Source organism: Hyphococcus sp., assembly GCF_041986965.1.
Classification (GTDB): domain Bacteria; phylum Pseudomonadota; class Alphaproteobacteria; order Caulobacterales; family Parvularculaceae; genus Hyphococcus.
In genome coordinates this window covers 1,428,346-1,451,641 of record NZ_JBHIXB010000001.1, presented here as the reverse complement: position 1 = coordinate 1,451,641, position 23,296 = coordinate 1,428,346, and the positions used below count along the sequence as shown (strand labels likewise).

Annotated in this window: 18 protein-coding genes; 13 read left to right on the top strand and 5 right to left on the bottom strand. The window is 59.1% G+C overall.

Annotated elements, in window-relative coordinates; genetic code table 11:
• Positions 1-1,281: an HlyC/CorC family transporter gene (locus ACFC5L_RS07230; protein WP_375200944.1), complete on the top strand. Its 1,281-nt coding sequence runs from the start codon at positions 1-3 to the stop codon at positions 1,279-1,281.
• A gap of 23 nt (positions 1,282-1,304) precedes the next feature.
• Entirely contained in the window at positions 1,305-2,630 is a 1,326-nt protein-coding gene (locus tag ACFC5L_RS07225) for a TCR/Tet family MFS transporter (protein WP_375200945.1), read from the top strand.
• Here the strand turns inward: ACFC5L_RS07225 and ACFC5L_RS07220 are convergent.
• Positions 2,627-3,760: an anhydro-N-acetylmuramic acid kinase gene (locus ACFC5L_RS07220; RefSeq protein ID WP_375200946.1), complete on the bottom strand. Its 1,134-nt coding sequence runs from the start codon at positions 3,758-3,760 to the stop codon at positions 2,627-2,629. The two genes, ACFC5L_RS07225 and ACFC5L_RS07220, sit on opposite strands and share 4 nt — an antisense overlap.
• Before the next feature lie 164 nt (positions 3,761-3,924).
• On the opposite strand from ACFC5L_RS07220, the gene tyrS reads away from it, so the two are divergent.
• Entirely contained in the window at positions 3,925-5,178 is a 1,254-nt protein-coding gene (gene tyrS, locus ACFC5L_RS07215) for a tyrosine--tRNA ligase (RefSeq protein WP_375200947.1), read from the top strand.
• Here tyrS and ACFC5L_RS07210 read toward each other — a convergent pair whose 3' ends face one another.
• Positions 5,179-8,604 carry a YhdP family protein gene (locus ACFC5L_RS07210; RefSeq protein WP_375200948.1) on the bottom strand — a complete coding sequence of 1,142 codons (3,426 nt, stop codon included), beginning with the start codon at positions 8,602-8,604 and terminating at the stop codon, positions 5,179-5,181. It lies immediately after the preceding gene.
• 206 nt (positions 8,605-8,810) lie between these two features.
• Between ACFC5L_RS07210 and bcp the strand changes: the two genes are divergently transcribed.
• The 4 genes from bcp (at position 8,811) to ACFC5L_RS07190 (ending at position 12,133) form a co-directional block, all read left to right on the top strand.
• Entirely contained in the window at positions 8,811-9,281 is a 471-nt protein-coding gene (gene bcp, locus ACFC5L_RS07205) for a thioredoxin-dependent thiol peroxidase (RefSeq protein WP_375200949.1), read from the top strand.
• A gap of 35 nt (positions 9,282-9,316) precedes the next feature.
• Complete coding sequence (locus tag ACFC5L_RS07200) at positions 9,317-10,102, top strand: ferritin-like domain-containing protein (RefSeq protein WP_375210738.1); 786 nt, start codon at positions 9,317-9,319, stop codon at positions 10,100-10,102.
• 137 nt (positions 10,103-10,239) lie between these two features.
• Positions 10,240-11,544 carry a M23 family metallopeptidase gene (locus tag ACFC5L_RS07195; protein ID WP_375200951.1) on the top strand — a complete coding sequence of 435 codons (1,305 nt, stop codon included), beginning with the start codon at positions 10,240-10,242 and terminating at the stop codon, positions 11,542-11,544.
• A gap of 106 nt (positions 11,545-11,650) precedes the next feature.
• The gene (locus ACFC5L_RS07190; RefSeq protein WP_375200952.1) at positions 11,651-12,133 is read left to right on the top strand and encodes a bactofilin family protein; all 483 of its coding nucleotides are present in this window, start codon (positions 11,651-11,653) and stop codon (positions 12,131-12,133) included.
• A gap of 87 nt (positions 12,134-12,220) precedes the next feature.
• On the opposite strand, the gene ACFC5L_RS07185 is transcribed toward ACFC5L_RS07190, so the two are convergent.
• From ACFC5L_RS07185 to ACFC5L_RS07175, 3 genes are all read right to left on the bottom strand, one after another.
• Positions 12,221-12,700, bottom strand: a complete 480-nt coding sequence (locus ACFC5L_RS07185; RefSeq protein WP_375200953.1) for a hypothetical protein — start codon at positions 12,698-12,700, stop codon at positions 12,221-12,223.
• Between the two features lie 158 nt (positions 12,701-12,858).
• Entirely contained in the window at positions 12,859-13,245 is a 387-nt protein-coding gene (locus tag ACFC5L_RS07180; RefSeq protein WP_375200954.1) for a FliO/MopB family protein, read from the bottom strand.
• A gap of 61 nt (positions 13,246-13,306) precedes the next feature.
• Positions 13,307-15,472 (bottom strand): glycosyltransferase, encoded by a 2,166-nt coding sequence (locus ACFC5L_RS07175; protein WP_375200955.1) that lies wholly within the window; start codon positions 15,470-15,472, stop codon positions 13,307-13,309.
• Positions 15,473-15,936: 464 nt separating this feature from the next.
• Here ACFC5L_RS07175 and ACFC5L_RS07170 point away from each other — a divergent pair, with 464 nt between their 5' ends.
• The 6 genes from ACFC5L_RS07170 to ACFC5L_RS07145 all read left to right on the top strand — a co-directional run bounded on the left by ACFC5L_RS07170 (position 15,937) and on the right by ACFC5L_RS07145 (position 23,283).
• Entirely contained in the window at positions 15,937-16,758 is an 822-nt protein-coding gene (locus tag ACFC5L_RS07170; RefSeq protein WP_375200956.1) for an exopolysaccharide biosynthesis polyprenyl glycosylphosphotransferase, read from the top strand.
• 205 nt (positions 16,759-16,963) lie between these two features.
• On the top strand, positions 16,964-17,608 hold the full coding sequence (locus ACFC5L_RS07165) for an XrtA/PEP-CTERM system exopolysaccharide export protein (protein ID WP_375200957.1): 645 nt from the start codon (positions 16,964-16,966) through the stop codon (positions 17,606-17,608).
• Positions 17,609-17,641: 33 nt separating this feature from the next.
• Positions 17,642-19,183: an XrtA system polysaccharide chain length determinant gene (locus tag ACFC5L_RS07160; RefSeq protein WP_375200958.1), complete on the top strand. Its 1,542-nt coding sequence runs from the start codon at positions 17,642-17,644 to the stop codon at positions 19,181-19,183.
• Positions 19,180-20,112 carry a nucleotide-binding protein gene (locus ACFC5L_RS07155; RefSeq protein ID WP_375200959.1) on the top strand — a complete coding sequence of 311 codons (933 nt, stop codon included), beginning with the start codon at positions 19,180-19,182 and terminating at the stop codon, positions 20,110-20,112. The genes ACFC5L_RS07160 and ACFC5L_RS07155 overlap by 4 nt, the downstream gene beginning before the upstream one ends.
• Positions 20,113-20,116: 4 nt before the next feature.
• Positions 20,117-21,808 (top strand): hypothetical protein, encoded by a 1,692-nt coding sequence (locus ACFC5L_RS07150; RefSeq protein WP_375200960.1) that lies wholly within the window; start codon positions 20,117-20,119, stop codon positions 21,806-21,808.
• Between the two features lie 2 nt (positions 21,809-21,810).
• Complete coding sequence (locus ACFC5L_RS07145) at positions 21,811-23,283, top strand: XrtA/PEP-CTERM system-associated ATPase (protein ID WP_375200961.1); 1,473 nt, start codon at positions 21,811-21,813, stop codon at positions 23,281-23,283.
• The last annotated feature ends 13 nt before the right edge of the window (positions 23,284-23,296 follow it).

Sequence of the window (23,296 nt, the reverse complement as noted above, 5' to 3'; positions counted from 1 at the left end):
ATGCCAAATTTTGACCCGGCTCTCTTCCTGCCTATCGGAACCATCATTTTCCTGCTTTTTCTTTCCGCCTTCTTTTCGGGATCGGAAACAGCGCTGACGGCAACGTCCAAAGCGCGGATGCACAAGCTGGAAGGCGACGGCAATCTGAATGCGCGCCGCGTCAATCTTCTCATCAAGGATCGCGAACGGCTTATCGGCGCCATTCTCCTGGGTAACAACCTTGTGAATATTCTTGCGTCGGTAATCGCTGCAAGCGTCTTTAACCAGCTCTTCGGCGCATCTCTAATTGCAACCGGTCTTGCAACCGCAACCATGACGGTGCTCGTGCTTGTATTCGCTGAAGTGACCCCAAAGACAGCAGCCATCACGCGCCCGGATACCGTGGCGATGCTGGTCGCGCCAGTGATGCGGTGGATTGTGTATATCCTCGCGCCCATCACCTGGCTGGTGCAAATGGTTGTGCGCGGCGTCTTCCACGTTTTCGGATTGGACATTTCAAAAGACAGCGCCGTCTTCTCAGCAGAAGAAGAGATTCGCGGAACGATCGACCTCCATCACTCTGAGGGGCGGGTCGACAAGGAAGCCCGCGACCTTATTCGCGGCGCGCTCGATCTCAATGAGATCCGCACGGAAGAGATCATGATCCACCGCAAGTCGATTGAGATGCTCGATATCGACATGGCGAAGGACGCGCTGATCCGGCAGGCGCTGAAAAGCGCCCACACACGCCTGCCGCTTTACCGTGAGAATCCCGACAATATTATCGGCATTCTCCACGCCAAGGACCTCTTGCGCGCGCTCTGGGATGCGGAAGGCGCCGCGGACGCAATCGATTTCGAGGCGCTGGCCCGCGAGCCTTATTTTGCGCCGGAAACGACCACGCTTCAGGAACAGCTCGACGCCTTCAAGGTAAAGCAGGAACATTTCGCCCTCATCGTCGATGAATATGGCGCGCTGATGGGCCTCGTCACCCTTGAAGACATTCTCGAGGAGATCGTCGGCGAAATCGAAGACGAATATGACAGTCCGGTTCAGGGCGTGCGCCCGCAAGGCGACGGTTCCTTGACGGTGGACGGCGATGTCACCTTGCGCGATTTGAACCGCGCCATGGACTGGAACCTCCCCGACGAAGAAGCCGTGACCGTCGCAGGTCTTGTCATTCACGAAGCCCAGAGTATTCCGGATGTAGGCCAGACCTTTTCGTTTTACGGGTTCCGGTTCAAAATCCTGCGTCGCCGGCGCAACCAGATCACGGCGCTCAAGATCACGCCCATCACCTGATACGATAAAGAAAGAAGCCGGACATGGCGAAAACTGCTGGCAAAAGCGCCTTCGTTTTCATTTTCATCACCATCCTTCTGAACATGATCGGCTTTGGCGTGATCATGCCGGTGATGCCGCAGCTCATCATGCAGGTGACGGGCGAAGACGTTTCTCATGCGGCGAAATGGGGCGGGTATCTTTCCGTCGTCTACGCCATCATGCAGTTTTTCATGATGCCGGTCATCGGCGGGCTTTCCGACCGTTTCGGCCGCCGCCCCGTCATGCTGACATCGCTAGCCGCCTATTCCTTCGACTTCTTCATCATGGCGATCGCCCCGACCATCGGGATTATGCTCGTCGCCCGGATTCTCGCCGGCGCCTTCGCCGCAACATTCTCGACAGCAAACGCCTATATCGCCGACATCTCACCCCCTGAAAAACGCGCCGCTAATTTCGGCCTCGTCGGCGCCGCATTCGGCGTCGGCTTCATCATCGGGCCAGGCATCGGCGGATTTCTCGGCGAACATTTCGGCCCCCGTGCGCCGTTTTATTTCGTCGCCGCCACCGGCGCCGTCAATTTCATCTTTGGCTTCTTCGCCATGCCGGAAACCCTGGATCCGGAAAACCGGCGGCCCTTCGATTGGCGGCGCGCCAACGCTCTCGGGAATTTCAAGCAATTCGCGCAATATCCGATCATGTTGCCAATTGCGGCGGTCCTCTTTTTCGGACAGCTCGCCCATTGGACCTATCCATCGATCTGGTCATATTACGCGATTGAGAAATTCTCCTGGAGCGAGGCGATGATCGGCGCGTCGCTCATGTATATGGGCCTCATGTCGGGGCTTGTTCAGGGTGGACTGACGCGCGTCGCGATTCCAAAACTCGGTGAGCGCAGAGCCGCTCTCATCGGCCTCAGCATCACGGCGGTCGGCTATCTTTGCTTCGCACTCGCCGGAAAAGGGTGGATGATTTTCGTCATTCTCACCTTCACCGCCCTGGGCGGGCTCGCCCAGCCGTCGCTGCAAGGCATCATGTCGCGCACCATTCCGCCGAACGCACAAGGGGAACTGCAAGGCACCATCGCGGCGCTCAACAGTCTCACCATGGTGTTCAGCCCATGGATCATGACGCAGCTTTTCGCCGCTTTCTCTTCGCCGGGCGAACCGTTCACGCTTTTCGGCGCGACGATCCTGCCCGAAGGGGCGCCATTCTACTTTCCGGGCGCGCCATTGGTGTTCGCTTTCGTGCTGGAGCTGTTTGCGCTTGCGCTCTTGTTCCTCGCTTTCAAGCGCATTCAGCGGCCGCGAGAAAATGCGGCCGAGGCGGCGGAAGAAGCGGCGGAGACGTCGTCGCCAACCAACCTCTAAACAGGCGCGCGGTGATAGACGCCGCCGCGCATGGGCGATGGAACCCGCGTTGTCTTGGGATAGCTGATCGGCAGTTTCTTCAGGTTGCGGACGGCGAGATAGGCGAAGCATTCCGCCTCGAGATCATCGCCGCGCCAGCCTGCGTCTTCAGCCGTGATGACCTTGGCTTCGAGGCGATCCCGCAGCGCCTGCATCATCGCCGGATTGTGCCGGCCGCCGCCGCAGACAATGTAACCGCCCGGCAGGTCGGGCAGAAATGTCTCTGACTGCGCAATGCACGCCGCGGTAAAAGCGGTCAGCGTGGCGGCGCCGTCTTCCACCGATAATTTTTTCACCTGATCGAGTTTGAAGTCGTAACGGTCGAGCGACTTTGGCGGCTTGCGGCGCAGATAAGGGTTGAGCAGCATCATGCGAAGCGCTTCTTCATTGACCTTGCCCGCCAACGCCAGCGCGCCGTCTTGGTCCATAGGCTCACCGGTTTTCATCTCGACCCATTCATCAACCAGGCCGTTGCCGGGCCCGCAATCGAAGGCGACGAGATCAAGGGCGTGACAGCCTTCAGGCACATAAGTGACATTGGAAACGCCGCCGAGATTGATCACGCCGACCGGACAGTCCGGCCGCTCCTTCATCGCCGCGACAAGGGCGCGATGATAGATCGGCGCGAACGGCGCGCCTTCCCCACCAGCCGCAACATCATTCGAGCGAAAGTCGTTGACGACATCGATACGGACCTCATCAGCCAGCGTGCGGCCATTGCCCAGCTGCCAGGTGCGCCCTGCGATGCCCGCTTCTTTCGACGGGCGGTGCAATATCGTCTGTCCGTGAAAGCCGATGACGTCGACTTTCTTGCGGTTAAGCCCCGCCTTTTCGAGAAGCTGCTCCACGGCGGCGACATGAGCGTAGGTGACCTCCCCCGCCGCCTTGCCGATCTCTTCTGCTCCTTCACGGCCTTCCAGCGCCGCCTTGATCGCGCGCCGCACCCAGATTTTGAGATCGCGGCTGTAAGGAACATGGATCGCCGGCCCCGGCTCCACCCGGTCATCGCCGTCGGTGATCAGCACCGCCGCGTCGATCCCATCAAGGGAAGTACCGCTCATCAAACCGATGGCTGTCAAAGTGTCGGACATGGATCAATCCCGTCAGAGGCGAGGCAAGCCTATCCAGACTCGCGGCGAAAACTGAAATGTCTCTTAACCATACGCTCTCAATCCTCGCCAATACGTTGGAATTCAAAGCGTAAGGTGCTAGGGGCTGCCGTCCCGGCAGGCAGAACAACCCCGAGAGCGGCCCCATGAGCGGCAAGACGATTTACAAATCAGACTTCCTCAACGTGCTTGAGAGCCGCGGTTTCATCGCGCAAGGCACCAATCTCGAAGGCCTCGACGAAAAGGCCTCGTCCGGGGTCGTGACCGCTTATATCGGCTTTGACGCAACGGCGAAGTCGCTTCATGCCGGAAGCCTGATCCAGATCATGATGCTTCACTGGTTGCAGCAGACCGGCCACCGGCCGATCGCGCTCATGGGCGGCGGCACCACCAAAGTCGGCGATCCGACTGGCAAGGACGAACAACGGAAGCTTCTTACAGACGCAGATATCGAAGCGAATATCGCCGGCATCAAGACCGCCTTCGCAAAGTTCCTCAAATTCGGCGACGGCGCGACGGACGCCATGATGGTCAATAATGACGATTGGCTGTCAAAACTCGGCTATGTGGAATTCCTGCGCGACTATGGCGTTCACTTCACCATCAACCGCATGCTGACCTTCGATTCAGTCAAGCTGCGGCTCGAGCGTGAAAGCCCGATGACGTTCCTCGAATTCAATTACATGCTGATGCAGGCCTATGACTTTCATGAGCTTTACAACCGTCATGGCTGCATCCTGCAACTCGGCGGCACGGACCAGTGGGGCAATATCGTCAACGGCGTGGAGCTTTGCCGCCGCAAGGATGGCGCGGAAGTTTTCGGCCTGACGACGCCGCTGCTGACCACCGCCTCCGGCAAGAAGATGGGCAAGACTGAAGGCGGCGCCGTGTGGCTGAACCCCGACATGTTCAGCCCTTACGATTATTGGCAATATTGGCGCAACGCCGAAGACGCCGATGTCGCGACGTTGCTCGCACGGTTTACGACGCTTCCCATGGATGAGGTGAACCGGCTTGCCGCGCTTCAGGGCGCTGAAATCAACGACGCTAAAAAAGTGCTGGCGACGGAAGCGACAGCCCTTCTTCATGGCCGCGACGCGGCGGAGAGCGCTGCGGCGACAGCGCAGAAAACATTCGAACAAGGCGGGCTCGGCGGCGACTTGCCCACGATCGACATTGCGGCAAGCGATCTTGCGAACGCCGCCCTTGTGGACCAGTTCATCGCCGCCGGCCTTTGCGCTTCCAAAGGCGAAGCGCGCCGTCATATCAAAGCCGGCGCCCTTAAAGTGAATGACGAGGCCGTCAGAGAAGAACGCAATCTCGCACAGAGCGACATACGCGACGGCGCGGTAAAGCTTTCCGTCGGAAAGAAAAAACACGCGATCATCCGCGTGCAGTAATTATTGCTGTGACGGCTCTGTTTGCTCAGATTGGGCTTCTGGCGCCTCTTCCTCACGCAGCGGCGCTTCTTCGTCACCCGCACTCTCTTCCGCAGCCTCCGGCGTGCGCGAAGGTTGCATCAGCTTGCGGAAAATCCCGGGCGTCAGCACTGACAGGGGATTGACGAAAACGCGTGGATCGCTGGTCTCGCCGCTGACGCTATAGGAAAAGGCGACGATCCCCTCGCCTTTTTTTCCGACCAGAATGTCGCCGATGATCGGCGCGCTGCCGAGAATGGAATTGAGCGCATAGACTGGCGCAACCGCGCCGGTGAGATGCGCGACGCCGCCCGGGCCAAGACCAATATCGCCATCCGCTGTAATCCCGACAGAAGCTCCCGTGGCGCGCATGTCATCGACGGAGACCACGCCGTCCTTGTAGTCGAACTGACCATAGGCGTAGTCGAAATCGATGCCTTCTCCGTTCATAAGATTGGCGAGCCCGTCAAGCGATCCAGCGGACAGGATGCGCGCCAGCAACGGGGCATTGGCGATTTGCAGATTGCGCGCCTCAAGCTCGCCCGCGAACCCCGGCACGCCGGGCTGATGCAGGGCGATCCGCATCGAGCCCTCGCCGCCTTCAATGGATTGAATGCCGAAAACGCCTCGCAACAACTCGCCGATGGCGCTTGTGCGTGCATCCAGCGCGCGCTGCGGGCCTTCCGCCGCGCCGGTCAGCGCCATGTTGACGCGCAAAGGTTTCCCCTCGGAGCCGAAAGCGGAAAAATCAAGCGCCTGCAACCGCGCCGCATCGCGATTGAAATCCAGGGCGCCGTCGCGATAAACGACGCCGTTGCGCACGGCAATTTCATCGATGCGCGCCTGCAAATTGACGCCAGCCCCCCAGTTAAAGGGCTCCCCTTCCTCACCGCCTGTTTCTTCCAGAATCTGTTCGATCATGGGGCCGGCATTGAGGAACGGCCCGACCGCCGTAAGGCTGAGCCCGCCCGTGGCGTCTCGCGCCGCCGTCATCTTGAAATCCGCGGCGTCGGAAAAATAAAACCGGCTTAAATCCGCTTCCTGCAAGGCGCCATGTTTGTCAAAGGAGAGCGTGCCGCCAACATCGACGCCGTCGCCCGCAATCGTCAGGCTGTCCACGATGACGCGGTCGGATTTGAACGTCATGGACAGATCACCGACGGCGGCCGTGCCCGCCGGCTTGCGCCAGCCGAGCGGCCCAAGAGTGACGACCGCGTCCGCGAAATCAGCTTTGATATCCATGCTCTGGAAATCGCCAAGATCACCGATGGCTTTTGCGTCAAACCTCACCGGGCCGCGCAGAAACTGTCGGGACGAAACACCGAAAACATCGCCTGCGGAGGAATTGAAGACGCCGGAGATGGCGATATCGGATGGACCGTCACTCTCAAAGAAGTTCTGGCGCCACACCATTTTGATCGGCGCATCTTCAGCGATAGCGGCGTCCGCCCGAACCGTCATCGAACGGGGCCTCAGATCAAGATCGCCTTTCGCGTTCATGATCTGAATATCGCCGATCAGCCCATCGAGCTTCATGTTTTCAAACGTCGCTGTGCCCGTATAAGCGTATTCTTCCGGATCGACTTCACTTTTGTTCGGACGCATGATCTCCACGACCGCGCGCGCGTCACCCGTGAACTGGTCCGGAGACAAATTCACCTTTGACAACAAAAGAAGAGGTTTCTGGTCAAGAATGCCGAGCATGGCTTCAGCCTTGCCAGTCGCTGTGAAGCGGTAATAAGTCGGCTCCCATTTCGGAATGAAGACCGGGAACGCCACCTCCCCCTTGCTGATCGCAACATCGCCGACGCTTGCGCTATCGACCTTCAGCGTAAACGAGTTCCCGCGTACGATACCGCTTCCCCTGCCGCCGCGCAGCGGAGTCATCCCCTTCACATAGTGTGCCTTGGCGTCGCGCGCATCAAAAGTGAGCTGCAGCGCGTCATCGGGAAAACCGCCATCTTCCCCAATCGCGCCGGGCAAGAGGTTCATCGTGAAAGCGAGATTGTCGATATGAGCGGTTGCAAGGCGATCCTCGACCCATTCGCGCGCGCCGTTCGCCAATAATTTCGGCCAGACAGTGAGCAGTCTTTCCGGATCGAGCGCGCCTTCAATATCGAGGTCGGCGATAGCCCCGGGAGACGGCGGCGGCGCGCCATCAGCGCCTCTCGGCCGCAGCAAAGTCACATTGCCCGTGATCGCGAGACCGGCGAAAGAAGCTTCTGTCTGCCGCAGCGCGAGGCGCCGGTCGGAGACAAAATACTGGCCATCGAGAAACAGCGCACTGACCGGCAAAGGCTCGGGTAGCTGCTCCGGCGCAGTGACGACAATTTCATCGGAAGAAAGGGTGAAGGAAATGCTCTCAGGGTCCCGGATATCTTCACCGAAAGAGATCGACACCTCGCCGGCAAGCGCCCCTTTGGCGCCTTCGAGATCAAAGTTGAAATGATCGATGGAAAAGCGGTTCGCCTCCGGATCAAACCGGGTCTCCCATTCAATGAAGGAAACTTTTCGCGGGACGCCGCCAATGCGCAAGGCGCCTTCGCCCAGTCGCGCATTGAACTTCGATGACAAGACCGCCCCTTCAGGCGTAAAGGCGATATCGGCATGACCGCTCGCCGGCGCATCAACGATCGCGGCGACATCGCCATAAAAAGTGCTGAGCACATCGCCGACCGGGAAGTTCTCGCCATCGACCATGACATTGATGACGCCGCTTTCGGAACGATAATCAGCGGTTGCTTTCACGCCGGCTTTGACCTCGCCCATGTCGATGTCACCATCGAGCATCGCCGTCAGCCCTTCGTCACCACGGCGAAGGCGCACCTGCGTCGACGGCGCCGTCCATGATCGTTCAGAGGCCTCATCGAAGAAGATGATTTCCGCGTTCGACAATTCCGCTTCTTCGAATGCGCTTTTCAGCAACCTGCCTTCAAGCAGCGCAGAGAGGCCAAGGCCCTTTTTTCGGGTCGCTTTCGCCTGAACGATGGGAATATCGACATTGAGGTTTTCACGACGAATGATGCTGAACCGGGCGCCGCCCGAGATGACGGTTTTCGGTCCGATTTCACCTGCGAGAAAATCGCCCAGATCGAATGTCATCAACAATTGCGGCGCGCTCGCCGCTTCATGATCGTCTGTATCGAGAATGGAAATATTGTTTACAGCGAGACGGTATTCACCGCGCGTCTCCGTACGTCGCAATTCGATTTCACCGAGTTTTGCGTCATATCCTTTGGGCAGACGCCGTTCGATCGCGAATTCAACGCTTGGTTTGAATAAATTGAGAAAGACCGGCCCCTGGCCGAGCCGCCAGGTCAGAAAGATCAGCGCGGCGGCGGCGATAGCGATCACCAGGGCGATGACTTCAAGCGCTATGACAGCCGATTTCAACGCCCGCTTTTTCATGCAAGCCGCAACCCTCGCGACACTCTAACCTGTCCGCGGCCCCCGCCCCATCCATCACCGGCGCCGCAAACGTCTACGGGTACCGGCCAACGCTGCTGTCGGCAAGGGAGCGGACGAAAAACTCGCGGCAAGACCACGCACGCACTGGAGATTTCGGCAAAGGCCGATATGGTGCCCGCCATCAACAACATTCTTAGGACATCACCATGACGAAAGCGCTTGCCGAGGGCTCGAAAGCCCCGGCTTTCACCCTGCCCCTTGATGATGGGACCACACTGAAACTCAAGGATCTCGCGGGACAGAAGGCGGTTCTGTATTTCTATCCCAAGGACGACACGTCAGGCTGCACCAAAGAAGCCATCGCTTTTTCTGAAGACATGGCGAAGTTCAAACGCGCCAAGACCCGGATCATCGGCGTGTCGCGCGACACCATCGCCAAGCACCAGAAATTCAAGGAAAAACATGGCCTTAAAGTCGATCTTGGCGCTGACGAGACTGGCGCCGTCACAGAGAAATACGGCGTCTGGGTCGAAAAGAGCATGTATGGCCGCAAATATATGGGCATCGAACGGGCGACCTTCCTGATCGACGAAAAAGGCGTGATCCGGAAGATCTGGCGCAAAGTGAAGGTCGCGGGCCACGCCGAAGACGTGCTGGCGGCGGTGAAAGCGCTTTGAACGGCCCCGACACCCTTTTGGCGGCTGCGGCCGCCGTGCTGACCGCAGCTGAACCGGCGCAAAAAGCAGACGCGGCGGAGAAAGCCGACACTCTGCGGCGCGCCGGCGCTCCGCTGGGAGAGGCCCAAAGCCCGCCAGACCGGCCCGCCCGGCCGAAAGCCCCAAGACTAGTGCCGCCGGGCAAGGCGCCGCGCCGCCGTTTTGGCAGCCCTGAAGGCCGCGCCGCCCTTCTCCACGCCATCGCCCATATCGAGTTCAACGCCATCGACCTCGCCTTCGACATGGCCGCACGCTTTGCGCCTGCGATCGCCGATGCGGGCCTCGACGAAGCCGCTTTCACGCGAGACTGGGTCCGGGTGGGAGGCGAAGAGGCGCGACATTTCCGCATGGTCGACGCGCGCCTCGCCGAGCTCAATTGCCGTTATGGAGACCTCCCCGCCCATGACGGGCTCTGGGAGGCGGCCGAAACAACAAGCCATGACGCCCTTGCGCGGCTAGCAATCGCACCACTCATTTTGGAAGCGAGAGGACTTGACGTCACGCCGGACATGATCGAAAGGCTAAGGTCTGTGGGAGATGAGGCCAGCGTTGCTGTGCTCGAGGTCATCTATCGAGAAGAGGTCGGTCACGTCGCCTGTGGAAAACGCTGGTTCGACGCCCTCGCTGCGGCCAGAGGCCTTGAACCGGAATCCGCCTTCAAGGACCTGCGAAGCCGCTATTTTAAGGGCCAGCTGAAACCGCCCTTTAACCATGAAGCGAGAGCGAAAGCCGGACTGTCACGAGGGTTTTATGAACCTATTGGAAACGAAACCCGGGTTTAATCATAACTTATGATAAAGACGGCGAAAAATAGCGTTACAGCATCACATAACTATTGCGTAATGCGCAATTTTGCGCTTCCCTGCGAGCAGGGGTGGCTAGGTTGCGTGTGTAAGCGCGTGCAAGGGGCGTTCGTTTGATGAGCCGTCGTTCCGGCAAAATGAGGCGCGTACTCAGCCGTATCTTCAAGGAACGGCAGATTTACCATCGCAGCGATGGTGTCGTTCACTTCATTTCCATGTCGTCCAAGACCCAGATCGCACTTGCGGTCATTGTCGGCGCGGCGCTTTTGTGGGTCGCCTACGCCTCGGTCAATGTGGTCTTCAAAGAGCAGATCATTGTCGCCAAGGATCGCGACAGCCGGATCATGGAGACCACCTACTCCAAACGCCTCCATGACGCTCAGCGCGCTTATGACGACGTCAGCGAGCTGAACCAGATCATCAAGCAGAATTTCGACGAAACGCTCTCGGACATTTCGGCCCGCCACCAGCTCCTTCAGAACATGGTGGAGCGCAAGGCGGTGATTGATGAAGGCCTGAACGCCCTGGCCAAGGGCCTTTCTGAAGCGGGCGGGCCCAACGGCCAGCGTCCGACCAATGGCAACCGCATCATGATTGACATCGCGCCGGGCGAGCCGACCCCGCGTCAATCACGCATGTCCGCCGCCCGCAAGCTTGGCGCAGGCCAGCCCGCCAAGTCCGAAGCGAAGGGCGGCGCGTCAGAAGCCATCAAGGCCATGAATCACGCTGCAGCGGATCTTTATTCCGAACAGATGCTCCTCATTGCCGCTCTCGAAGAAAAGGCGGTGGCAGAGCGCGAAAGCCTGACCCTGTTGTTATCGAGCGTGGGCGTGCCGGCGGAATCGCTAGTAACGCCTGCGAAAATCTCCAACACCATGCTGGCCCAGGGCGGTCCTTTCATTGACATCGCCGCCGGCGGCGAAGCCGCCGCAGTGTTCTACGAGCACGCCAATCGCGCGGCCGCCGCCGTGGACGACCTCGCCGCGATCTACAAGGCGCTGCAAAATGTGCCCCTTTCCTCTCCGCTCGTGGTCGGCCGCCGCTTCACCAGCGGCTTCGGCATCCGCCGGGACCCGATCAATGGTAAATATTCCCGCCATAACGGCATTGATTTTGCTGCGCCCTGGGCGTCGCCAGTGACGGCGACGGCTGACGGCGTGGTCCATTTTTCGGGTACACGCTCTGGTTTCGGTCGCGTAGTTGAAATCAACCATGGGAACGGGTTCATTACCCGTTACGCGCATTTGAACCGGAGATCGGTGAAGACAGGCGAAAAAGTCTCTCTTCACGATAAGATTGGGGAGCTGGGGTCTAGCGGCCGTTCAACAGGACCGCACGTTCATTACGAAGTGCTGTACAAAGGCAAGCCGCTCAATCCTCGCCGTTTTATAGAGGCAGGTAGATATGTTTTCGAAAGCTAAACCAGCTAAGCAGCAAGGCGATCTGAAAACCATGAACAATGCGTCTCAGGAGGCGCCTGTTCAGCAGTCAAGCATGCAATCTGCGCCAAGAAAGGGATCAGGCGTTATGAAATCCGCCGGAGTGCCGTCCATCATCTCTTCCGACGTCGTCATGCGCGGCAACGTCAATTCAGCCGGCGAGATCCAGTTTGACGGCTCGCTTGAGGGCGACATCAAAGCAGGCTCTTTGATCATCGGTGAGAAAGCGTCGGTCAAAGGCGAAGTGATCTGCGAGACGGTCACCGTGCGCGGCCGCGTCGAGGGCGGCATTCGCGCCAAGTCCGTCTCCCTCGCCTCCACCGCTCATATTCAGGGCGACATTCTTCACAGCTCGCTTTCTGTAGAGACTGGGGCGCATTTCGAAGGCAATTGCCGTCATTCCGACGATCCCTTGTCGGAAACCTCAGCAAAAGATTTCCGCCGCGCGCGTCCGTCGAGCCCGGCCCCCGCGCCGCGTCCGGTTGCAAATGCAAGCGACGAAGCGGAGCCTGCAGCGCCAGCGAACGAAACGCCGTCGTTCCTCAGCGTCGGACGTTCGCCCCTGCGTTAAACGCGAATAAAACAGAATTAAAAAAGGCCGCCTCTTTTCAGGCGGCCTTTTTATTTACCCACTCGGCAATTGCCGGCTCAGCAGGCGCTATCGCCCGCGCATGCCGGAAAGCCCTGTAATCGTGGTCAAAAGCGACAGCCCCGCCGCAAGGTAAGCGCCCCATTGAACGCCGCCCAGTCCGGCATCTGACCCGATCATGCCCATCATGAAAAGCCCCATGGCGCCCAGCGAAGCGAGCCCCGAGGCGAGTGTGACAACACTCGTCAGACGGCCAATCACCGGCAAAAGACCTGGAATGCCGAGAATGGCGGCGATCCCGCAAAGGACGCACGCCCAGGTCAGCGCGCTGCCAACAGTCGTGCCGTCATTCATCCGCCCTTCGGTTGCGCATTCCTCGCCCAAGGGCAGCCGCATATCCATGACGCAATCAACCGCATTGCCGATGAAATAATCTCCTGTGACGACGGACATGCTTTCGCCGCGTACAGGGTCCGTGGTTTCGACCGCAAACATCGGTCCAAAGAATATCGCCGCGACAATCGCCAACGGCAGCAAAATCCGGATCATCTGGAATCCCCATCCTTACCCAAGCCCAGTATCGGGAGCTTACCGGCTCCGGCGCGCCAAGCCAAGCAGGTGCGGGAATGAAGCCTAACCCGTCAACGCGCTGGCTTCAGACCGGTTTTATGCTGCACCGCAATCAACCTGGCGCCCGCCTGCCAGGATCACGCCGCTTTTGCTTTATCAGAAGATGTCGCGCCGAGCCCGCGCAGTTTCCTGGAGAGGTCGCCAAATTCCGCAAACGGATTGAATTGCGCCGGCGCATCGCCGCTCTCGTCTTCGATTGTCACCGCGGCGAGCCCGCTGGCCACAACAGTCTCTCCGGATGGGCCGAGAACGATCAGATATTCAAGATCATCACACCGGACAATCGCAAGACGCCGGCGCGCATCAAGCGGCAGCGATTCAGAGAGCGCAAGCCTGCGCTTTTTTCCCGAGGCGCCTGCAAGGTTTGCCAGCCCGGCTTTGCGCGCCAGAAAAGCAGAACCGCCAATCATACCGAGAACGGCGATGAAGCCGAAAACAAGACGCAGTATTTCAGTCGCCGGCATGTTCAGTTCCTCACAGCTCTGTGCAGGATATTAAAATACCGGCCTCATGCTTAACGCGGTGTTAAGGCTGCTCCGCCGCAGCATAAAGATCGGTGAGCTCACCAAGGGAAATAATGTCGCCGCCAGTGGCCTCCCTGAACCAGCGCAGATAGGCCGCGCTTGTCCGCAGCAATTCATCAACCTGTTCCCCATCAGTCGCATAGGCGTTGGCGCCAGCGGTTAGGGAAGTTGAATGAAGCGTAAAGGTGAAAACAGGCGTCTTGTCTTTGACGAGACGGCGAGTGAGCGCCTGAAGTTCTACAAGGCTCGTTCCTTCGGGCGACAGGCGCATGGCCCGCGACATCTCCGGCGATTTTTGTTTCACATAGTCGGGAAAGCCGGGCGCGGCGTTCTCTTGCGACAAAAAACTGCGTGTGCGCGCTATCGCCCGCGCGCCGCAAACCGGCGTCACCTTTATCAGCCAGTCTTCGTCAAAAGCCGTGAAAGGGCGATTGGACATGGATGAAAAATCAGGACCGCCACGGCTGGAAAAGTCAAAACCGGCGCTCGGGCTGAAGTCCTGTTCGATCCCCACTTCCGCCAGCAATCCGTAGCATCCTTTAGAAATACCGTAGCGCCCGGCGCGATGAGTGCGCGCTTTTTCGCCAAAAAGATTTTCATAAGCCTGGGCAAGCGTTTTCAGTTTTTGGCGCTGCGCCTCGCGGGGAAGGTTCTTCTGAAAGGAATAAAATTCGCTCCAATACTCGCCTGGCGGCGTCACCCACTGATGAAGATGCAGCCCAAACGACGCACGCCCGTGCGCATGCAGGGTCTTGAACAGCGCTGCTGTTTTCTCGTCTTCCATCATCGGCAGAGTGAGAAAATAGATCGGTTTAGCGCCTGCATCCTCGCAAAGCGTCTGAAAGCGCTCGACGCCTGACGGATCGCAAACCCGCCATCCGGCGTCATCAAAACGCGACCAGTCGAACGCTTCTTCTGTATCGACCGTCACGATCAGACGCGGTCTGTATGAATCATTTTTGATTTTAATAGGCGCTATCTTCAGCGATTTCGCCGCCGCTTTACCGGCCAGCTCTTCAAAAATCCGGTGCATTCCATCAGCGGTTTCATCCCAGGAATGACGCTCCGCATACGCCCTCGTTTGCTTGCGGCCGGGCGGCGCGGCCAATAGCGCCTTTATTTCTCGAGCGATCGCTTCAGGACTTTGTTCCTGAACAAGCCGGCCGGCCTCGGGCGCCGAGATAACTTCACCCGATCCGCCAACGTCCGTCGCAATGCAGGGAGTCCCGCAAGCCATAGCTTCAAGCAAGACATTTGCCCAGCCTTCGCGCGAGGAAGCCAGCACCAACATATCAGCCGCCGAATAGATGCTGCGGAGTTCATGATGGCCGACCTCCCCCAAAAATCGCACGCGATCGGAAACGCCCGCCGCTCCGGCCCGGCTTTTGAGCGACGCCTCCAGCGGCCCCTCACCGGCGATCAACAAGGTCGCGCCTGGCAGGGATTTCAGCGCATCAATAACAAGACCGTGCCCCTTGCGTTCAATCAGCTGACCGACGCTCGCCAGCACCAGCCCCTCCACACCGAGAATGCGCCGCTCCTGCTCACGATCCGCAGGGGCGAACTTTTGAAGATCGACGCCGTTGCGCAAAACGGAAATTTTTTGCTCAGGCGCGCCCAACCGGACAAGCTCCTGCTTTAACGACGACGCCACCGCGATAATCGCGTCAGCGCGTTGCGCCGTATCCTGAATGATCCGGCGCGGCCCCTCGAAAGACGGCAGCAAGGTGACATCGGTGCCGCGGGCCGTGATTACGAAAGGCTTATCAAATTCACGCGCAATCTGCGCCGCAGCGGCGCCGTCAGGGTAGAAATAATGGGCGTCGATAAAGTCGAAATCCCAGCCGTTGTCGATCAGGTCACGCGCCGCTTTTCGCAGACATCGCGTCAATGACGCCGGGGCCACATGCATGGCGACTTTTGGCGCGATCAGATAGCGTGGATGAAAAACTTCGATCCCATTGCGGGTCTCACGCAAGGGCGCGCGCGCGAAGTCTGCATATTTTCCGAACGCTCCATGCTGGAAGGGAAACCATGGAACCGGGGCGATCACTTTTACGTCCGCCTCATACTTTTGACAGTAGGCGGCAAGACGGTTCTCCACAAAAACGCCGTGAGCCGGACGGGCGCCGTTCGGATAAAGCGTGGAAAACAAAAGAATGCGCATGGACCTCACGCCGTTCAGCGTAGCGGATTGTGATGTGACTGCGCCGCTCGTCGCCAGCCGTCTCCGAACGGGCCGCCAATGTGAACCCTCATTAACAGTTCTTTGTTCACTGTCCGGTTAAGCTCGCCACAGGACTGACCCGGAATGGAACAGATGCCCCTCGCAACCCACGCCAATTTGGTACGCGCCGCGTCGGCAAACAAAGAGCGGCTGCCGGCCCTTGCTTGCATTTCCGTCTGGTTTGCAATCTCGGGTGGAATCTGGGTCGCCATCATCGCTTTTCTGGGCCGCTGAGCGCCGCAAAACGCGGCTCCCCCGCGCGAAACGCCGCTCATTCTTGATCTTGTCACAATAAATTTCTTAACTTTTCGTTAGGCATGCATTATGCGGAAACAGTCTCGACTGTCGAATTCTGGGACATTGAGACTGCCGGGGGCGCGCCTCCGCAAAATGGAACTGGGGGAATGTTCTTTCATTACGCCATTGCGCTGGCCGCCGCTGCGGCAGGCGCGGCCGCGACCAGATATGCATTCGGCCCGGCGTCGCGCCGCGACCGTCATCGCACCACGCTTTACCGCGATGCGACAGCGGAACAGCATGAGCAAGCTCCTGGCCAAGCCACTTCCTACGGTGAAGCGCTAAACCTCGAGACGGCTCATTGGGATGAGATCGAAAACGCCGCGAAACGGGGCCGCACGCCTTTTTCAGCCGCAATCAAGCGCGGGCTCGACATTGTTTTGAGCCTTTGTTTGCTGGCTTTTTTGGCGCCGCTCCTCGTCTTGACCGCGATCGCAATCAAACTCGACAGCCACGGTCCGGTCCTATACCGCCAGCGCCGGGTGGGCCTTAAAGGCAAGGAATTCGAGGTTTTCAAATTCCGCTCCATGATTGCTGACGCGGAAGCAAACGGGCCCCAATACGCCGCTGTGAAAGACAACAGAATTACGCGCGTCGGGTCGATTATCCGGAAATTCAGGATCGACGAGATCCCGCAGGCCATCAACGTTTTACGCGGGGAAATGAGCTTTGTCGGCCCGCGGCCGGAGCGTCCCGAATTCGTGCGCGAGCTTGAACGGGAAATCCCGCTCTATCACTGCCGCCATCTCGTCAAACCCGGAATCACCGGGTGGGCGCAGGTCAAATATGAATACGCCGCCTCTGTCGCGGGCGCCCGCAACAAGCTTCGCTACGACCTTTACTATATCCGGCATTCTTCCCCATTCCTGGACCTCCTGATCGTCCTGATGACCGTCAGGGTCGCCCTGTTCGGGCTGGGCAGCCGATAAAACCCTTTAAGGTTACTGACTTTCGCGGAATCAGGGAAAGAAAGGCTGGCTGTGAAACCGCCCGGACCCAAGGATTCCAAGGTTTTGCATGGCGCCGCGCAAGGGGGAGGCATGGCAAAGATTTTGCGTTGCCTTTAAACTGACGTGCGATTTCTGAGGCTTCCGCGCCGGCCTGACGCGCATTGGCGCCATTGAGGTGATGAACATGATGAAAATTCTCGACAATTTCCGCATTCTGGCCGCGGTCGGCGCAGCCATGGCGCTATCCGCCTGCAGCGCCGTCGGCCTTGGCGGAGAAAAACTCGCCGCCGCGCCGGCAAATACGTCCGAAGCCGCCGCGACGGCCCCGGATTATCTTATCGGACCGCTCGACCAGCTTGAAATCTTCGTCTGGCGTGCGCCAGAGTTGTCGACCAAGGTGACCGTGCGCCCGGATGGCCGCATTTCGACGCCTCTGGTCGAAGACATGGTCGCCGCCGGCAAAACCCCGTCAAAGCTCGCCAACGATCTTGAGGGCGTCTTGCGTGAATATGTGCGCACGCCGGAAGTAACCGTCATCGTCAGCGACTTCTCATCGACCTATGACCAGCAAGTGCGTGTCCTCGGGGAAGCGCAACAGCCGGTCGCCCTCGCCTATCAGGCCGGCATGACCGTTCTTGACGTCATGGTCGCCGTGGGCGGGCTCACCGAATTCGCCGCCGGCAACAAGGCCGTGCTGATCCGCGGGCAAGGCGAAGACCGTCAATCCTATCGCCTGCGCCTCGACGATCTCCTGCGCAAGGGCAACATTTCGGCGAACGTCCCGGTCCTGCCGGGCGACGTCATTTTGATCCCGGAAAGCGTTCTTTAAACGGAACGCCCGAAGGGTTTGGGGAAAGCAGTAGTGTTTAAGTTTTCCGATCTGCCGCAACCGGTCCTGCGCAGCCTTAACGGGCTCTGGCGCAGGCGCTGGTTGGTGATCGCTGTGGCCTGGGCCGCGGCGCTCGTCGGCTGGCTCGCCGTGTGGCTCATACCCGACAAGTATGAGTCGCGCGCGCAGGTCTTCGTACAAACGGAAACAATTCTCGAACCCGTGCTCAATGGCTTCACGGCGCGCCCGGATTATTCCCGGCGCGTCGAGGTCATGCGCCTTCAGCTTCTGACGCGGCCGAATGTGGAGGAAATCATCCTGCGCTCCGGCCTCGACAAAACAATTGAGGCGCGCTCTCCCCTCGAACGCCGCGCAAAAATGCAAGGCATGGTCGATTGGGTGGCGGGCCAGATCAATATCGAAAGCCCGCGGGAGATGTATTTCATCATCTCCTACAAAAATAATGATCCGAAGATCGCGCGCGCTGTCGTCGACGCTGTCCTCAACATGCTGATCGAGCAGGATCTCGGCGCCAGCCTGACCGAGAGCGAGGCGGCGCGGCGCAGGCTCGACCTGCAAATCGAAGAGTATGAAGAAAAGCTGGTCTCCAATGAACGCGCCGTCGCTGCGTTCCGCGCCGAGCACGCAGCCGAGCTCACTTCACTTCAGGGTGCGAGCCGCCAGCGCGAGCTCAAAGAAAACGAGATCGTTCGCGTCGGCGATGAACTTGAACGCACCAAAGGCCGCGTTCTCACGCTGCAAAATCTCATTTCCGCCACGCCGCGCCGCGCCTCCGGCGGCGAGCTCGACCGGCTCAGGGTCGAACTCGCGGCGCTGCGCAGTCAGTATGAAGAAAATCACCCTGACATTCGCGGCGTTGTCGCGCGGATCGAAGAACTCGAAAAAGAGAACGCCGCCCTCTCCGCCAATCCGGAATATATTCGCCTGCAATCGGAGCTTCGGGTCGCGCATGATTCCGTCGCTGCGCTCGAAGCACGCGAAGCGCGCCTCAAGGAAGAACTCGGCGCCCTGGACTTCGCCGCCGGCCAGGCGCCTGCGGTCGAGGCCGAGCTCCGCCAGATCGTGCGCGAATACGAACAAACGCAAAAGACCTATGAGGAATTGCTGTCGCGCCGCGACCGCCTCGACTTGACCCGCAATCTCGGCGCAGCAGGACGCGGCGTTGAGTATCAGGTATTCGAATGGCCCTCCGAAGCGCTTGAGCCCAGCGATCCGCCGAGGCTTCTTCTTATTCTTGGCGTCTGCATCGCAGCCTTGGGCGCCGGCGCCGCGGCGGCGCTTGGCCTCAGCTTGCTGGACAAAAGCTATACGCAGGCAAGCGAGCTTCAGTCCGCTTTTGGTCTGCCCGTCCTCGGCGCCGTTAGCGAGACACCGTCGGATGAAATTTTTGCCGCCCGCAAACAAGACCGCATGCGCATCGCTTTGGCGAGCGTCAGCTTTGTCGCTATTGCCGGGCTATATGCTTACCTGACCGTTTTCCGCCTGCCTTCGACGGACCCCGCGCTTGAAAAAACGGCGTCCGCCTTCTCTCTACAAATGGAGGCGTCATCATGAGCGTTGTTGAAAAAGCCGGCGCCAATGTCCTTAAAGCCGCCTTCGCCAAGAAAGATAAAAAGAACAAGAAGGACAAGAAAAAGCGAGACGCCGCCGAACTGACGGAAACGCCGCAAACAGGAGAGCCTGAAAAGATCGATCTCGACTTTTCGGCGATGGCGCATCACGGGTTTTACAACCCTCAGGACCGCTCGAGCCAGCTCGCGCTGGAAATGCGCGCCGTTAAGCGCCGCCTGTTGCGCCGCATCGGCTATCTTCGTTCCAGCGGCGAACGCCAGGCGTTCCGCACGCCCGGCAAACAACGCAATGTTATTCTCATCACGTCGACAAGGGCTGGTGAAGGCAAAACCTTTACGGCAATCAATCTCGCGCTCAGCCTGGCGCTCGAAGACCAGATTGAAACGCTCCTGATCGATGCAGACCTCTCACGCCCAAAAATTCGTGAGCGGCTGAACCTGCCTGAAGCGGCCGGCCTGCATGACCGCATTCGCAATCCAAAACTCGATGTGGAAAGCCTCGGGTGGCGTCTCAATGCAGCGCCCCTTACGATCATGCCCGAGGGCGCGCAGGCGGAACGGCCAACCGATCTCTTTGCGACCAAAAACGCCCAGGATATGTGGACTGAACTTTCCACCGCCAATCCTCAACGCCTGATCATCATTGATGCGCCGCCGGTGCTGGCCGCGACGGACGCCGTCATGCTCGCCAAATACGCTGACGAGATTGTCTTCGTGGTTGAAGCCAATTCAACGCCGGAAGCCGCGGTCGCCGCCGCGGTCGACGAACTGATCGACATCAATCCGAATGTCAGCCTGATGCTCAACCGTTGTCAGATTGGCGCCGGCGGCGCCCATTACGGCTCTTACGAATATTACGACCGCAGCGAGAGCGCGCCCGCGCCCGCCGGCAAACCCTCAAGTGAAGGATAGTCTCATGGGGAAGCACACCAACATTCTGGCCGCCGCGCCGCGCACGAAAGCAGCGCTCCTCGCCAGCGCCGGCATCGGCGTCTTTGCGACAGCCTCCTTCGCCCAGGTCGCGGCGCCCGATGCGCCGCTGAAAATGCAGACCGATTATTTCGGTTACGCCGCCAGCGCCTCTGTCCGCGCCGGATACTCCGACAACATCAATCTTCAGCGTTCCGGGTTGGAAGAGGACGAATATATTCTCTCGACCTTACTTTCCGGCGGCGCCATTTATTCAACGAAGCGCGTCACCGCCATTGTTCTCGGCGATCTCGACTTTTCTTACCTTCTCAATCAGAGCGATTTTGCGGTGAACCAGAATATCGCCGGCACAAGCACTTTTACCGGCGTTGAAAACTGGCTTTATTTCGATTTTTCCGGATCAACATCGCGGCAACTGCTCGGCGATCAGGCGCGGTTTTCCGGCAACATCAACGCCGGGCGCAACCAGCGCGCTAATGTGCACACCTATGCGGCGAGCCCCTATATTTTTCATGAGTTCTCCGACGACTCGAGCGCCGAGCTGCGCTACCGCTTCTCCCAGGTGTTTGTGGATGACAGCGGCTCGCTCTCTTCTTTCTTCGCCGGCAACTCCATCAACGATTCCCTCACCCACGAAGTGCTTGCGCAATATGACAGCGGGCGCAAGCTGGACCGCATGCGCTTCCGCCTGACCGCCTATGGCAGCGACACGACGGAGGACGGCGTCAGCTTCTTCCCGGACTTTGGTTACAGGCAGGGCGCTCTTTCGGCTGACATGCAGTTCTCGCTGACCGACCGTTTCGCCCTGTCCGGCGGCGTCGGCTATGATGAACTGGAAACCGAAGGCGCCGCGTCCATCTTTTTCAATGACGCCGATCTATCGGGCTTTTTCTGGCGCGCGGGCTTCACCGCCCAACCTGGGCCGCGCTCTTCAATCAGGCTCGAATATGGCGAACGCTACGGTGATGACTTCATCGACGCCAGCGCACGCTATCAGATCTCTCAACGGTTCGCCTTCACCGCCGGGGCCAGCCGGTCTTTCCGCACACGGGCGCAATCGGTGACGTCGCAATTCCAGACCACCCAGCGCGAAACCCTGGAATTCGCCGACCGCTTGCGTGAAGGACAACAGCTTTCGGCGCGCGACGTGATCGAAGCGGCGACCTTCTACGCAACCAGCCGCAATTTCGGCAGCGCCCAGACCAATGGCGTTTCGGTTTCCGATTCCGCATATGTTTCCCTGACTGGCGATTTCGATCTTACGGAACTGTCGCTCAACGGCTTTTATTCGGACGATGATTTCGGCTTTCGACAAATCGAAACCTACGGCGCAAGCCTGAACCTCAACCGGCGTCTAGCGCGCCGCATCACCGGCTACGGCTCGGTATCCTTCCGTCGCACCGATACCGCCTTTGAGGAGGCGACCTGCGTGGCGAACCCGCTGATTTTCGGCATCGACACCATGGATCCGTTATTCGACGCCGTTGCAGACTGCGCTTCGCTGGCTTCAACCAACGGCGTCACCAACACGCTTATTGGCCAGATCGGGGCGTCCTATCGGATTTACAAAAACGCTTCCGTCTTTGTCGAGGCGACGCATACGGAACGCTTTTCGCCAAACGCGCTCCTCGAATATAACGAGAACAACTTCCTGGCGGGCATCACCGTGGATTTCTAACCATGTATGAAGAGTATTTTCGTCTTACCGATGCGCCTTTCCGTCTCAACCCGGATCCGCGTTTCTTTTATGGCAGCCGCAGCCATAACAAGGCGATGGCCTATCTCCATTACGGCCTGAAGCAGTCGGAAGGCTTTATCGTCATCACCGGCCCTGTCGGCGCGGGCAAATCCATGGTGATCAGCCACCTTCTCGATCAACTCAATGCGTCCAACATTGTCGCCGCCAATCTCCTCACATCGAATATCGAAGCCGAAGACCTGCTCAGCCAGATTTTGTCGGCCTTCCGCATCGAGCCGGAAAGCGAAGGACGCGCCGGTGAGATCGAAGCCTTCGAGGATTATCTTTTCGACCAGCTTAATCGTGGACGGCGCGTTCTTCTGATCATTGACGAGGCGCAGAACCTGCCTTTCAAAACGCTCGAAGAACTGCGCATGCTGTCCAATATCGACTATGAAGGAACGCCCCTGTTCCAGGTTTTTCTGGTCGGCCAGCCGGAATTCCGCACGATCATGGAACAACCCAATATGGAGCAATTGCGCCAGCGCGTGATCGCTTCCTACCATCTGGAAAACCTTTCAGAGGAAGAGACCCGCGACTATGTCCTGCATCGCCTTTCAGTCGCAGGTTGGCGCGAAGACCCGGCATTCACTGATGACGCTTTCCGCGCCATCCACGAACAAACAACCGGCCTTCCCCGCCGCATCAACACGCTTTGCAACCGGCTGATGCTCTATTGCTCGCTGGAGGAAAAGCACGAGGTGACCGCCGACGTCGTCGAAACCGTTTGCGCTGAATTAAAGGAAGAAAAACTCGACGCGCGCAAACCCGCAGACGCCATGCCCCCTGTTGCAAGGATCGAAGACGAACCGGCGCCGCAGCAAGAGCGGGAAAAAGAGCCTGTCGCCGAGAAGGCGGCAACACCTGAGGAAACGCCCGCCGAAACACCAGCCGAAACCTCCGGGACCGATGAGGCTCCCGGTGACGACGCGGAAACCAATATTGTCTCGCTGGAAAGCAAGCGAGCGCGCAAAAGCGCCGCCGCCGTTGAGCCCGACCTGGAGAGCCCTGTGGAACAAGAGCCGGAAATCGTTTCCTCATCCATGAGCGTTCTCGATCGACTGCGCGCAAAAAAACATGACACCGCACCGCAAGAGGCCACGCTGACTGATGTGGCAAGCGCCATCAAGGCGGCGAGCGAAGGGGCGGCTTCTACAGCGGAAGAAGCGGCGCCGGACCAGGACGACGCACTGCTGGCTTCAGCCGCTGCGGACGGCCCACAATGGAGAAGCGCCCTCACCCGCTCCATTGACGAAACGCGTGAGGAGTTGAAACGCGCCCATTCCAATGTCGTTGACCTCACCCGCACCGTCGGCGCGGGCGAACAAACGCGAAGCGAGCGGCGTCAGAAAATTGCCGACAGTCTCGGTCGCGCCGAAGCCTTGCTCGATGCTATGCGCGCCGCTGAAGGCTGACCCAGCGCGCCGG

Bases quoted from the DNA above. Each gene is read 5' to 3' on its own strand.
- ACFC5L_RS07180 (WP_375200954.1), bottom strand. From the start codon at position 13,245: ATGCCGGCGACTGAAATACTGCGTCTTGTTTTCGGCTTCATCGCCGTT.
- ACFC5L_RS07145 (WP_375200961.1), top strand. From the start codon at position 21,811: ATGTATGAAGAGTATTTTCGTCTTACCGATGCGCCTTTCCGTCTCAAC.
- ACFC5L_RS07220 (WP_375200946.1), bottom strand. From the start codon at position 3,760: ATGTCCGACACTTTGACAGCCATCGGTTTGATGAGCGGTACTTCCCTT.
- tyrS (WP_375200947.1), top strand. From the start codon at position 3,925: ATGAGCGGCAAGACGATTTACAAATCAGACTTCCTCAACGTGCTTGAG.
- ACFC5L_RS07225 (WP_375200945.1), top strand. From the start codon at position 1,305: ATGGCGAAAACTGCTGGCAAAAGCGCCTTCGTTTTCATTTTCATCACC.
- ACFC5L_RS07170 (WP_375200956.1), top strand. From the start codon at position 15,937: ATGTTCTTTCATTACGCCATTGCGCTGGCCGCCGCTGCGGCAGGCGCG.
- bcp (WP_375200949.1), top strand. From the start codon at position 8,811: ATGACGAAAGCGCTTGCCGAGGGCTCGAAAGCCCCGGCTTTCACCCTG.
- ACFC5L_RS07210 (WP_375200948.1), bottom strand. From the start codon at position 8,604: ATGAAAAAGCGGGCGTTGAAATCGGCTGTCATAGCGCTTGAAGTCATC.
- ACFC5L_RS07190 (WP_375200952.1), top strand. From the start codon at position 11,651: ATGAAATCCGCCGGAGTGCCGTCCATCATCTCTTCCGACGTCGTCATG.
- ACFC5L_RS07230 (WP_375200944.1), top strand. From the start codon at position 1: ATGCCAAATTTTGACCCGGCTCTCTTCCTGCCTATCGGAACCATCATT.
- ACFC5L_RS07165 (WP_375200957.1), top strand. From the start codon at position 16,964: ATGATGAAAATTCTCGACAATTTCCGCATTCTGGCCGCGGTCGGCGCA.
- ACFC5L_RS07195 (WP_375200951.1), top strand. From the start codon at position 10,240: ATGAGCCGTCGTTCCGGCAAAATGAGGCGCGTACTCAGCCGTATCTTC.
- ACFC5L_RS07175 (WP_375200955.1), bottom strand. From the start codon at position 15,472: ATGCGCATTCTTTTGTTTTCCACGCTTTATCCGAACGGCGCCCGTCCG.
- ACFC5L_RS07185 (WP_375200953.1), bottom strand. From the start codon at position 12,700: ATGATCCGGATTTTGCTGCCGTTGGCGATTGTCGCGGCGATATTCTTT.
- ACFC5L_RS07155 (WP_375200959.1), top strand. From the start codon at position 19,180: ATGAGCGTTGTTGAAAAAGCCGGCGCCAATGTCCTTAAAGCCGCCTTC.
- ACFC5L_RS07150 (WP_375200960.1), top strand. From the start codon at position 20,117: ATGGGGAAGCACACCAACATTCTGGCCGCCGCGCCGCGCACGAAAGCA.